This is a genomic window from Ruegeria sp. AL11 (assembly GCF_056540865.1).
The window spans coordinates 242,682-255,940 of the sequence record NZ_JBQFXO010000008.1 but is presented as its reverse complement, the minus strand read 5'-3'; the positions used below and the strand labels follow the sequence as shown (position 1 = coordinate 255,940).

Genomic DNA, 13,259 nt, shown 5'->3' with positions numbered 1-13,259 from the left:
ATTTCGAGGTTTTCACCTATTCACTTGGCACTAGGGCCGCCGCAATAGACCTACCGACGTTTTGCATGCTGCTTCCTGCGCAGCGAGCCTCGCGAAGGCATCTATCACTGCACCATTGGCCTACGTCGTGGTTTGCCGCATCGGGAATACCGTGCGCATGGCCACATAAAAAACAGGTGTGAAAAACAGTCCAAGCAGAGTTACACCCGACATGCCAAAGAATACTGCCGTTCCAAGAGCCTGTCGCATCTCTGAACCGGGACCGACTGCAATCATCAAGGGCACAACGCCGAGTATAAACGCGAATGCAGTCATCAGTATTGGCCGCAAGCGCAATTGGCTGGCCTCGACAGCGGCATCAATAGCCGACAACCCACGTTCTTCCTGCGCTTGTTTGGCGAACTCCACGATCAGAATGGCATTCTTTGCGGCAAGCCCCACAAGAACAATCAATCCAACCTGCGTCAGAATATTGTTGTCCATACCTCGAAACATCACCCCCAGCATCGCGCCCAATACAGCCAGTGGAACGATCAAAATAATGACCAACGGAAGCGTCCAACTTTCGTAGAGCGCCGCGAGAAAAAGAAAGGCAAACAGCACCGAAAATGCAAAAATATATGCTGCCGTATTGCCCTGATTTCGTTCCTGCAAAGCAAGCTCGGTCCATTCAAAGTCCAACCCCGGCGGCATGACGGCTTCTGCGAGTGCTTCCATCTCCAGCAATGCCTGACCCGTTGACACACCGGGTGCTGGCGAGCCCTGAACCGGCACAGACACCTGTTGATTATAGCGCTGAACCAAGGCGGGCCCCGCGGTTTCGCGGACGGTAACCAAGGTACCCAACGGAACCAAAGCTCCTGTTGCGGAACGGACTCGCAGACTTCGAATATCACTCTGGTTCAGACGGAACGGCTCGTCCGCCTGCGCGCGCACCTGGAAAAGACGCCCGAAAGCATTGAAGTCGTTCACATAGGCAGATCCGAGGTTGATCGAGAGTGCTTCGAATATTTCGCCAATCGGGACATTGAGCATTTGTGCCCGAACGCGATTGATCTCAAGGTACAGCTGCGGTGATCCGGACGAAAAGGTTGTGAACACGCCCTGAACCTTGTCCGACTGGCTTGCACTGCCCATGACTGCATAGGCAGATTGCAACACGCGTGACATGTCTGCACTTTCAAGTTCCTGAAGCTGAAGCTTGAAACCGCCACCAGTGCCGACCCCGCGGACCGCCGGAGGTGCAATGGCGATGATAAAGGCTTCGCGCAGGGCCTGCATCCGGCCAAAAAGCTGGCCCACAATAGCACCTGCAGTCAGCCCGTTTTCCTGACGGCTTTCGAAGCTCTCGAAGGTGGTAAAAATAACACCTTGATTGCTTGCATTGGTAAACGTCGCCCCCGAGAAACCCGCAAATGCCACAGCATTTGTGACCCCGGGTGTTTCCAATGCTATCTCAGTCGCTTGCTTGATGATATCGTCGGTCCGGTCCAGTGCTGCACCATCAGGCAGTTGCACCACAACGATGGCGTACCCCTGGTCCATTTCAGGGATGAAACCGGTCGGTACTTTTGTCGTGATCCAATATGTTCCGCCCATCAATCCGGCAAAAACCAAAAGGACGATGCTGCGCATCCCGGTTGAACCAGACAATGCGCGCACGGTCCGACCATAAGCGGACGCCATTGCGTCAAACCCCCTGTTGAACCCGTTGCTAAGTGGGTCTGTGACAAAGGCCAGCGGATTTCGTGTTGGTGCACTGGAGTTTGGCTTCAAGATCACGGCGGCCAACGCTGGCGAAAGGCTAAGTGAATTGATGGTCGAAATAACTGTTGCGACGGAAATCGTGACAGCAAATTGCCTGTAGAATTGGCCGGTAATGCCGGGAACCAGAGCGGCTGGCACAAAGACAGCAATCAGAACCAGTGTTGTCCCGATGATCGCATTTTGGACCTCGTCCATGGTGCGGGCGGACGCATCTTTCGGAGACATGCCGTTTTTGATGTTTCGTTCAACGTTTTCGACAACAACGATGGCATCATCAACGACGATCCCGATCGCCAGAATAAGCCCGAACAGCGTTAGCAAATTCAGAGAGTATCCAAGCGCCAACATCACGGCAAATGTCCCGATAAGTGACACGGGAATGGCGATCAACGGTATTATGGCCGTTCGCCAGCTCTGAAGGAAAACAACGATCACAACAACAACCAGCAATACGGCTTCGAACAAAGTTCGATAGACCGCGTTCACCGAGGCTTCGATGAATTCTGTAGGGTTGTACACCACCTGATACTCAAGCCCGGATGGGAAATCCTGTGACAACTCTTCCACAACCGCCAAAATCTCATCCGCCGACGCCAATGCGTTCGAACCTGGTCGTTGGAAAATGCCGAGGGCCACAGCCGGTTTGTTGTTAAGGTACGAGTTTGTCACGTAGGAGCGTGCTCCGATTTCAACCCGCGCCACATCCCTAACTCGTACGACGCGCCCGTCGTCAGTCGACTTGACGATAACCCGACCAAATTGGCGTGGATCTTCCAATCGACCTTGCGTTGTGAGCGTCACTTGAAAGGCGCTGTCGGTCGCATTGGGCGGTGATCCCAAGGAACCGCCCGAAACCTGAACGTTTTGTTCGCGCAGCGCCGCGACGACATCTCCGGACGTCAATCCTAGCGAGCCAAGCCGGTCCGGGTCCAACCACACGCGCGCCGAAAACTCCCGTTCACCGAAAATAATCAGATCGCCAACACCATCAAGACGCACAAGGCGATCTCTGACACGCGAACGGGCGTAGTTTGATACATAAAGTTGGTCAAAAGTCTCATCGGGTGAGAGCATATGTATGACCATCATGAGATCGGGTGAAGACTTGTTCGTCGTGACGCCAAGCGCCCTGACCTCCTGCGGAAGGCGCGGTTCAGCGATAGAAACGCGGTTTTGGACAAGAACCTGAGCAGCGTCGAGATTGGTGCCCAGTTCAAACGTTATCGTCAGCGACATAGACCCGTCAGCCGTCGAATAGGAAGACATGTAGAGCATGCCCTCAACACCGTTGATTTCTTGCTCCAACGGGGTCGCGACCGTAGCGGCAATCGTTTCAGCGTCTGCTCCGGGGTAACTCGCCCTGACCACAATCGATGGAGGTGCGATTTCCGGATACTGCTCAACGGGCAGTTCGAAATACGCGAGCAACCCAACGATGGTTGTCACAACCGCGACAACGATCGCAAAGATGGGTCGAGTGACAAAGAAACGCCCCATATCAGTTTTCAGCGACCATCGGCAGCTCGATCAATTCCGCAGCAACAACGGTGCCCGGACGGGCGCGAACAAGACCTTCGATGACCAGCGTCTCCGACCCATCCAAACCTTCACGCACGACCCTGTAGCCGTCTATTCTGGGGCCAGGTCGGATTTCTTTTGGTATGACATTGCCTTCAGCATCCACTGTCATCACAAGTCTTCGGTTCTGATCGGAAGCAATCGCCTCATCCGGGATCAGAATGCCCTCATAAGGAAGCGATCCGGGAACGTTGACGCGTCCGAACAGACCGGGTGTCAAAAGCTCATCCGGGTTGCGCAGAACTGCGCGTACGCGCATCGTGCCGGTTTCATCATCAATGCGGTTCTCCGAGAAATCCAGTATTCCGTTCTGAGGCGGTATGCTTCGGTCAGCCACTGTTACCTGAACTTGGAGATTGTCTGCACCTTCTTGCAGAACGGATCCCCGGGCACGCGCATCTCGCGCGTATGCCAGAAAATAGCGTTCATCTATGTCGAAATAGAAATAAATCGGGTCGGTCGAAACGATCGATGTCAACAGGGTGTCCTGGGCTATGATCAGGTTTCCAGGATCAACCCGGGCCTGATCGATACGCCCTGACATTGGTGCTCGGATCTCCGAGTACTCCAGATCAAGCTCGGCCAATTCCAGTGCAGCACGCGCTTGTTCCAGAACACCTTGCGCCGCAAGAAAAGCTTCTCGACGTTGGTCCACCACGCTCTCCGCGATGTTGCCATTTCTGATCAAAGCCTCGGCGCGTTCAAGCTGATCAGTCGTGAAGGCACTCGTTGCTTCAGCAATGCTGATCTGTGCCCGGGCTTGTCGCAATGCAGTGCGAAACTGACGCTGGTCGATCGTAAAGAGCAAATCGCCCTGTTCGACGAGAGTTCCGTCCTTGAAATGCACCTGGTCCAGAAAACCGGAAACCCGCGCACGGACGTCCACGTCAGCCGCGGCACCAAAGCGACCGACAAACTCATCATCTTCAACTATGGACTTCACAACCGGCTTTGCCACCGTCACGGGTGGAGGACCCTGCTGAGCCACAAGAGCGCCTGAGAGGGCGATCAAAATGACGGTGGCGATAGGAAAAACCCTGATGATCATGCTCATGCCCCCGGGATAGATGATGACTTAAGGTCAAATCTGCCATCGAACACTTTAGAGTGTTCTAGCACAAAGGGTCTAGTTGATTTGATGTTAGTGATCATTCTGCTCCATTTCTGGACCGCATTCAGCGAACTACGACCAATTTTTTAGCAGTGAGCGAATTATTAGTTCGGCCCAAAGCTGACGCGCACGCCAAAGCCTCGATGCAGCGGTTGCCGCCCGCCTTCCGGACATTCGCAGCGCTTTCCAACAATGTCTTTTGCGTGAACCAGAGCAATCGTTAGGCGTAGGCGTGATAGTGGCACAGATTGCCTCCTATCAGTGGTTAGTTGGATTCGTATAGCTTGAGAACGCTCAACTCAGCATTCTTTCCGAAACGTCCTCTAGAAGTGTATGAAGATCAAACTCTTCACCTTTCTCGGCAAGCCTTTTGTCATGCAGAATGAAGGATAGCCCGTGCACGAAACTCCACAACAAAAACCCACGGCGGCGAACGTCGTCTGTGATGCCCGGTTCACCGAGACATTTTGCTACCTCAGTCAAAAGAATCCCGAAACTTTGCTGGCCGCCTTCCTCTAGCCGCGGGTCCGCGATGCGATCTGTGAAGCCGCCAAATTTCAGCCTGAAGATCCCAGGCTCATTTAACGCGAAGGCAATATACTCCATCCCTATGGCAGTAATGCGCTCGGGAGATCCTTCAGGAACGCCTTCCAGCGCAGCAAGCATATTGTCTCGATGCCGATCCATTCCCTCAAGGACAGTGGCAACCAGCATTTCTGTCTTGTCTTTGAAGTGCTTGTAAGGTGCCGCGGTTGACACGCCCGCGCGTCTGCACGCCTCGGATACGGAAAAACTGTCCGGACCTTTTTCTTCTACCAACTGTCGGGTTGCTTCGATCAGTGCAGCGCGGAGATCACCGTGATGATAGGCCTTCTTGCTGACGGAAAGACCCGCCGTTTGTCTGTTTGTCGGATGACTTTTTTCGATGCTGCTCATGATCCAACATGTGCCAGATCACGTATCTCTTGTCAAAGTGAGAACTTCTAACATATGTTAGAGACACTAACTTGATGAGGTCCCCAAATGCCGAACCCTGCAAATTCATCTACTGAAGCGACCAAACCGAGCCTATTTGTACGTGTGTTACGCGGCAGTGTGCGTCTGGGAGTGACCGTCAGTTTTGTAGCAATTGCGGCGGCCGCTGTTCACTTCGGCGCATCCGAGCTCACGCGTCGAGCGGAGGCGGTGCCAGCACCGGATGCCGCCGCTGTTACACCGGTGTCCGTGACGCCGATCACCTCCGAGAGCGCGTACACGGTCGACCGTGAGTTCATCGGGCAGGTCGAACCTCAGCGTTCGGCAGATATCTCTTTCGAACTGAACGGGACGCTGGATCAAATTCTGGTGGATGAGGGTGACGAGGTTGCCAAGGGTCAACTTCTTGCGACACTGGACATCGCACTGCTGGAGGTCGAACGCGACCGTCTGACAGCATCACGCGATGCTATTGCAGCCCAGCTTGCATTTGCAAGAAAGACGGTTGAGCGAAACGCGAAACTCATCGAACAAGGCTTTACCAGTCAAGCCCGTTTGGACGAAGCCGTTTCTCAGCAAGATGAATTGTTATCCAGAATTGGTGAGCTGGATGCGGCCTTGCGCGATGTGACCGTTCGGATTGAGAAATCCAGCATCGAGGCCCCATTTGCCGGTCAAATAACCGCGCGACACGTGGACGGCGGCGAAACTCTGCGCTCGGGCGAGCTGGTTCTGGGAATGGTCGAGGTCGTGTCGCCGCAGGTTCGGATCGGCATTCCTCTCGATGTTGATCCGGCGCTGCTAACTGATGTTGAGATCGAAATAGCAGGTCAAAGTTACCGGGCTGAGCTTGCAACCTTGCGGCCCGATATTGACCCGGTGACCAGAACCCGCACCGCGCTGTTCGATCTGAAGAACGCTCCCGATGTTGCTTTCGGACAAACCGCACGTGTGCATGTACTCGATCCTGTCCAAAGTGCCGGAACGTGGGTGCCCACAACATCACTGAAGGAAGGAACGCGCGGGCAATGGACACTGCTCGTAGCCGACGCGCAAAAGACTGTGCGCCTGGCGACGGTCGAAGTACTGCATGCCGAAGATGACCGCGTATTTGTGCGTGGCGCGTTTCCGGAAGGCACCGTCCTGATCGATCAGGGGCCGCAGCGGGTCAGCGTTGGTCAGCGCGTCGCCTTCAACACTGGCGAGTAACGGAGCGATCTGATGGAAACCCTTACCTTTCGCCATCCCCGGCTGGTTGCCCTGATCATTTTGGTGCTTGTATCTGCAGGCCTGTCTTCGTTCCTATCGCTTGGGCGACAGGAAGACCCCACGATCACCAATCTCTTCGCAACTGTAACCACGCAGTTTCCGGGCGCAGACCCCGAACGGGTCGAAGCATTGGTGACCGCAGAAATCGAAGAAGAGCTGCGAAAGATCGCCGAGGTGGATGAGATCAGTTCAGTCTCCCGCTCGGGCGTGTCGGTCGTTTCTGTTGAATTGCTGGAAACACTAGACGAAGCCACCATTGAGCAGGTTTGGGCCGAGGCTCGGGACGCCGTTGAGGATGCGCGCCAGAACTTCCCGGCAGGAGTTTTGCCGCCAGAGTTTGATGCCGAGGGTATTGCTGCCTATTCCGCTGTCATTGCAGTCGCGGCCGAGGACCCTGACTTCCCGTTAACTTTGCTGTCTCGTCATGCCGAAGCACTGAGTGACAGATTGCGCGCGATACCTGCGACACGAGCCGTCGACTATTTCGGTCAGCCGGAAGAAGAGGTGCTCGTAAGTGTCGATATGGACAAAGCCGCTGCGCTTGGGCTTGGCGCCGCTGAGATTTCCCAGCGGATCGCCGAAGCAGACGGAAAGGTTCAGTCTGGGCGGCTGCAATCCGATGTCGACCTGACCATAGGCGTCAGCGGAGAAATTGAGAGTTTGGATCGCATTCGGAGCATCGTCCTGCGTGAAAACGCAGACGGTGCAGTGGTGCAACTCGGAGATATTGCCAGCGTAGACCGGGGCGCACGCGAACCGCAGTCCTCAATCGCATTTGCAAACGGAAAGCCCTCCGTTTTGGTGGGGATTCTGGCGCAGGACGGCGTGCAGATCGACCGCTGGACAGGCTTTCTACGGGATGAGCTTGAGGCCGGCGCCGCATCAGTGCCTTTGGGCATGCAGGAAATACTGCTGTTTGATCAAAGCCAGTACACGACGGATCGTTTGTCAGAGGTTGGGATCAACATGGCCATTGGTGTGGCTCTAGTCGTGGCAGTCTTGTTTGTTACGTTGGGCGTTCGTGCAGCTGCGATTGTGGCCTTGGTATTGCCGGTTGTCTCATTGGCAACTCTTGCGACTATGAACATGATTGGATTGCCAATTCACCAGATGTCCGTGACTGGCCTGATTGTTGCCCTCGGTCTGCTCGTTGACGCAGCCATCGTGATGACGGATGAAATTCGTCGTCGTTTGCAGGATGGGATGGAGAGACTTTCAGCCGTGCGAGATGCTGTTCGCCGGTTGGCTGCGCCTCTGCTGGCGTCGACTGTAACAACGGCGCTCGCCTTCACGCCGATGATCTTGCTGCCTGGCCCCGCCGGCGACTTTGTTGGTGCTATCGCTATCGCCGTGGTGCTTATGCTTGTCTGGTCACTAGTTGTCGCTTTGACGGTGACCCCCGCGATTGCGGGCTGGGTACTGTCCGACCGCCCCGACGCAGGAATGCTGAGCCGCGGTATCAGCATCCCGCCGCTTGCCCGAATGTTCGAGGCCTCAATTCGATTGTCAGTCACTAATCCGGTGCGATCCATCGCGTTGGCACTGGTCTTGCCCGTGCTTGGCTTTGCGGCCTTTCCAACGCTGACCGCGCAATTCTTCCCGGGCGTCGACCGCAACCAATTCTATATCGAGGTCGACATGCCGGGTGGAACATCAATTGCCACCACCGAAGCAACCGCCCGCCAGATCGATGAGATGCTGCTGGCAGATGATGGGGTCAAAAGTGTCTACTGGACAGTCGGAGAATCCGGCCCTGCATTCTACTACAACATCGTTGGCAACCGTTCACGCGAGCCCGGTTTTGCACAGGCCATGATCACGACCGACACGGCCGACGACGCAGCCCGCCTTGTCGGAGCCCTGCAGGGTCGTTTGGATACCGACTTTCCTGACGCGCAGATCATCATTCGTAGTCTCGTGCAGGGCCCTCCGGTCGACGCACCAGTTGAAGTAAAAATTCAGGGGCAGGACATCACGGTTTTGCGCGATCTGGGCGACGAGGTGCGTTCAGTTATGGCCAATCTCGACCTGGTGACGCAGGCGCGCGCCAGCGTGAACGGCGGCAATCCTCAAATCCGGTTCGAGATTGATGAGGTCAAAGCCCGTCTGCTGGGATTGGACGTGGCCGACATAGCCGGTCAGTTGGACACGGCACTTGTTGGCGTCACCGGAGGATCACTGATCGAAGGGACTGAACAGTTGCCGGTGCGAGTTCGTCTTGGTGACGAGGTGCGATCAGACCTAAGCGCCATTGTCAGTATGCCCATCCTGCTGCCCAATGCCGCCGCCATATCCGCCACTAGTGTTTTCCCTGCTGTGCCGCTGTCTGAACTGGCCACACCGGTGATCGAACCAGCGGAGAGCGTTATAACCCGAACGGATGGCGTGCGCGAAAACACTATCCAAGCGTTTATCGTCCCCGGTGTTTTACCCGAAGAGGCGTTGCAGGACGTACTAGAGGCGCTTGATGCGTCCGGATTTGTGTTACCACAAGGCTATTCTATGTCCTTGGGCGGTGACAGTGATGCCCGATCCAATACTGTAGGCAATCTGCTTGCCTCTGTTGGTTTGATTGTCACACTCTCCATCGCGACCATTGTACTAACCTTCAATTCGTTCCGACTAACCCTCGTGACCTTGGTCGTGTGCGTGTTGTCTGCAGGCCTTTCCATGCTGTCGCTGGCCGTTATGCAATTCCCGTTCGGAATAACGGCGATCATCGGAGTTATCGGCTCGATTGGAGTTTCGATCAACGCGGCGATCATAATTCTGACTGGGTTGCAACAAGACGTTGACGCAAGCCAAGGCGACCGAGCAGCTATGGCGCGTGTTGTGTCCGGTTCAAGTCGGCATATCATCTCGACAACGGTTACAACCTTTGGCGGGTTCCTACCCCTAATCATAGGTGGTGGAGCATTTTGGCCACCATTCGCGGTAGCCATCGCCGGAGGGGTGCTGTTGTCGACCGTCGTATCTTTTTATTTTACGCCGCCCGTTTTCGCATTGGTGTATCGTGGCAAGCTCGACAAGCCGCTTGAGGCGAAGAACCAACCTCCCCAGCCTAGAGAAGGAATTGTCGCGCTTGTGGCAGAATGAGGATTGAGACTACTTCTCGTTCCGACTTGGTGTGTTTCAAAACCGTCGGTTTTCGAAGCAAAGTTAAAGGTCTGCCATGGGCCGCGCGCCGGACTTTGACCAGCTTGGAACAAAGGGCGTATTGTAGGTCAAAAACGCACTCTTAAAGCAAAACATGTCAAAGCGATACAAGCTTGCCTTGAGCATGGCGAAAACCATCGCGATATTGCACTCTTCAACACGGCAATCGACAGTAAGCTCTGCAGCTGCACTCTGGAGAAGATGAAGGTGGCCGGTTTCGTGGCATCGGGTCAAATCACGGAACGGGCTTCTGTACTGCAAAGCAACACACAGAATCCTGTTCGCTTCGAAATATCCGAGGGAACCTGCACCGCTATTGCGAAATAGATGGAAGACGAACTCATGGTCGGGCCAGAATACCTTTGGCCCGGTCGGCTTCACGAACGATTGCTCCTGTCGACGCGTCAATACGCACGGCTTGCAAGAGACTGGGTCACATCAATTGGTCTCGAGGCAAGCGCCTACGGAACTCATTCAATGAGGCGTACAACAGTAACCCAGATCTACAAGAAAACTGGCAACCTCAGATCCTTTCAGTTCTTGCTTGGCCGTACCAAGATGGAGAGCACAATCCGTTGTATTGGCGTCGTACTCGAGGACGCCCTGGCCATCGCAGAAGCCATTGAGATCTAATAATACTCGGTTGCCAACGCTGAATTTTAGCTTAACGCCAAGCCCTTTTTTTCCGAGAAGACTCTACCACTGACCGAAGAGTCGTCAGGGCGTTTTCCATAGTCGCTCGACTGCGAGGAGCGCCGATAGAAAGCCGGAGCCCATTTTGTAGCCCCGAGCGTTCGCCCTTTGCCGCGAACTGAGAGGCGGCGGACACCAATACATTTGCATCAGCCAAAGCTTCGACCACCCAATCTTTCCGGGCATTGGACGGGAGCGGCAACAGCACATGCATGCTTTGCGGTTGGGTGATGACGTCCATGCCGTCTAGGACGCGACGTAAAATCGCTTGGCGTTTGAAGACCTCTTTACGCTTGGCACTGACAACCAGATCGTATTGACCAGATGTAATGATCTCAGACGCAACTGAAGCCATGAGTGGCGCGTTCATCCAAACGGAGGCACGCTGGGCTCGGTCCGCTGCATATCTGTAATTTTCTGGCGATACGAGGTAGCACACTCGCAGGCCAGGAGCCCAACTTTTGGAGAGCGTTCGGATGTAAAGCGTGCGATCTGGGGCAAGTTCAGCGAATGACGTTGGCGGCTGTTCGAGCAGGAAGCCATAGGCGTCGTCTTCGATAACCATGACATCATTCGACTTGGCGATATTCACGATTTCTGAACGGCGTTCCATCGGCAGCGTGGTCGAAGTCGGGTTTTGTACGTTGGGGATACTGAAAAGTGCTGAGACATCGTGCTTTTGGCACAGCCGAGCAAAGCTCTCTGGGATGATCCCTTCGCTGTCGGCGTCCACTTCTACCACGTCAAGGCGGAGCATCTCGCAAGCCAGACGCACCATCGGATAGGTCAAACGCTCGACGGCCACGACTTGTCCAGGACGGCAGGTTGCCATTAGGGCGAGCATCAATGCGTGCTGTCCGCCGCTGCATATGGTGATTGCCTCATGGCTGTCGATTGGAGTGTCGCGGTCTTCGTTCAGCCATCGCCAAGCCGTTAGACGGTCATACTCGGACCCCGGATTGTTCCGGTAATCGAGTACATCACAGCCAGGATCGGCCAGTACTTTTGCAATCGCAGTTTGGAAGATGCCGTCCTGCTCGGGCAGAACCAGGTGGTTTTTGCTGAAGTCCACCACCGCTTCACTCGGAGTCTCGTATGAAAACTCCATCGCACGCGCGTCGGCGTTCATGCGGACGAATGTTCCTCGACCAACCTCGCCGATTGTCAGCCCCATGGCCTCCATCTCCGAAAACACCTTCGTTGCGGTCCCCAACGACAATCCGTGGCGATGTGCGAGTTCCCTATGTGTCGGCAAGCGATCTCCCGGCTTCAGCGTCCCACTTCGGATATCTCGGGCCAGGTCGGCAGCTACGTCTTTGTACTTTGCTCGCATGGGGCGATCCGCTTTTTGAACAATATAGAGATTGTACTGAATAACTGAGGTTTCACAAGGACGCTTCAGGTATGAGAAGAAAATCATTGCCTTATATACAATGAAACTATTGACCACACGATGTGATACAATCAGGAATTTGTTCTATATTATTTTTCCAAAGAGGCGACGCGAAATGGCGACAATCCCGTCACAAAGACACCTGTTCGATATTCCTCCGGATCTCGCGTATTTCAACTGTTCCTACAATGCACCGCTGCTGAAGAAAGCCGGTGACGCCTTGGTCGAAGGGGCCCTTTCCAAATGTCACCCTTGGGAACGCACGCCCAACCACTTCTTTGAGGACGCCGAGGCTTTCCGCACGGCAGCATCCAAAGCGTTTGGCGTCAGCGCAGACAATTTTGCCGTTACGCCGTCCGCCAGCTACGGATCGTCAACAGCGGCTCGAATCCTAGAAGAGCGCCTATCAGATCAGGATGAGATCATCGTCTTGGACGAGGCGTTCCCGTCCAACTACCTCCCATGGCAGCGGCTGGGTCAAGAAACCGGGGCCCATTTTGTCGTCGTACCAACGCCTGAGGACTTCGGTTGGACCCAAGCCGTGCTGGATCGCATCACGCCGCGGACCAAGCTCGTCGCCATTCCCAACTGCCATTGGACAAACGGCGCTTTGTTGGACCTCGACAAGATCGCTGAGGCTGCCCGGTCCGTAGGATCTTACTTCATCCTCGAAGTCACGCAGTCCTTGGGGGCAAAGCCAATCGACATCGCTTCCTTGAAACCTGACTTCCTGATCTCCGCTGGGTACAAATGGCTGCTCTGCCCTTATGGCCTCAGCCTCTTCTATGCAGATCCCAAGTGGCATGATGCTCGCCCGCTGGAAGAGACCTGGCTCAGCCGAGCCGATGCCGAGATGTTTGAGAACCTCGTCCAGTACAACGATCAATACCAAGTCGGGGCCCGCCGGTTCGAGATGGGGCAGAAGAATATTCCATCGATCCTGCCCGGTGGAGTTGTGGCTTTGGAACAGATTGCCAACTGGGGCGTCATGAACATCGCTAAGACCCTTGAAGGCATCAATGACAGCATCGCGGCGATCCTAGAGCCCTTCGGCTTTCTTCCAGTCCCCAAAGAGGTTCGGAGTCCTAACATCCTCGGCGCGGGCCTTGAAGGCGGCATTCCAGAGTCGCTCCTCCCTAGCCTGGCCGAGCGCAATGTCTATGTCAGCCGCCGCGGCAGTTCCTTGAGATTTGCCCCATACCTGCATGTCACGGTCAACGACCTCGACAGACTGTCCGAAACCCTGAAATCCGTTTTCCAATAGAGACGAGCATCTGATCGATATCGCATGTCGATCAATCAACGCTTGAAAGACAT

Annotated in this window: 7 protein-coding genes and 1 pseudogene; 4 read left to right on the top strand and 4 right to left on the bottom strand. The window is 54.9% G+C overall.

Annotated elements, in window-relative coordinates:
- Positions 1–120: 120 nt before the first annotated feature.
- From ACR0IP_RS14715 to ACR0IP_RS14705, 3 genes are all read right to left on the bottom strand, one after another.
- The gene (locus ACR0IP_RS14715; protein ID WP_480526374.1) at positions 121–3,264 is read right to left on the bottom strand and encodes an efflux RND transporter permease subunit; all 3,144 of its coding nucleotides are present in this window, start codon (positions 3,262–3,264) and stop codon (positions 121–123) included.
- A gap of 1 nt (position 3,265) precedes the next feature.
- Entirely contained in the window at positions 3,266–4,393 is a 1,128-nt protein-coding gene (locus ACR0IP_RS14710; protein ID WP_480526372.1) for an efflux RND transporter periplasmic adaptor subunit, read from the bottom strand.
- Between the two features lie 357 nt (positions 4,394–4,750).
- Positions 4,751–5,392, bottom strand: a complete 642-nt coding sequence (locus tag ACR0IP_RS14705) for a TetR/AcrR family transcriptional regulator (RefSeq protein WP_170380643.1) — start codon at positions 5,390–5,392, stop codon at positions 4,751–4,753.
- An 87-nt stretch (positions 5,393–5,479) separates the two neighbouring features.
- Between ACR0IP_RS14705 and ACR0IP_RS14700 the strand changes: the two genes are divergently transcribed.
- The 3 genes and pseudogenes from ACR0IP_RS14700 (at position 5,480) to ACR0IP_RS14690 (ending at position 10,489) form a co-directional block, all read left to right on the top strand.
- On the top strand, positions 5,480–6,640 hold the full coding sequence (locus ACR0IP_RS14700; protein WP_170693216.1) for an efflux RND transporter periplasmic adaptor subunit: 1,161 nt from the start codon (positions 5,480–5,482) through the stop codon (positions 6,638–6,640).
- A 12-nt stretch (positions 6,641–6,652) separates the two neighbouring features.
- On the top strand, positions 6,653–9,796 hold the full coding sequence (locus tag ACR0IP_RS14695) for an efflux RND transporter permease subunit (protein ID WP_480526370.1): 3,144 nt from the start codon (positions 6,653–6,655) through the stop codon (positions 9,794–9,796).
- 120 nt (positions 9,797–9,916) lie between these two features.
- Positions 9,917–10,489 (top strand): annotated as a pseudogene (locus ACR0IP_RS14690) (site-specific integrase).
- Positions 10,490–10,520: 31 nt separating this feature from the next.
- Here the strand turns inward: ACR0IP_RS14690 and ACR0IP_RS14685 are convergent.
- The gene (locus tag ACR0IP_RS14685) at positions 10,521–11,969 is read right to left on the bottom strand and encodes an aminotransferase-like domain-containing protein (protein WP_480526368.1); all 1,449 of its coding nucleotides are present in this window, start codon (positions 11,967–11,969) and stop codon (positions 10,521–10,523) included.
- 88 nt (positions 11,970–12,057) lie between these two features.
- Here ACR0IP_RS14685 and ACR0IP_RS14680 point away from each other — a divergent pair, with 88 nt between their 5' ends.
- Positions 12,058–13,206 carry an aminotransferase class V-fold PLP-dependent enzyme gene (locus ACR0IP_RS14680; protein WP_480526366.1) on the top strand — a complete coding sequence of 383 codons (1,149 nt, stop codon included), beginning with the start codon at positions 12,058–12,060 and terminating at the stop codon, positions 13,204–13,206.
- Positions 13,207–13,259 lie beyond the last annotated feature (53 nt).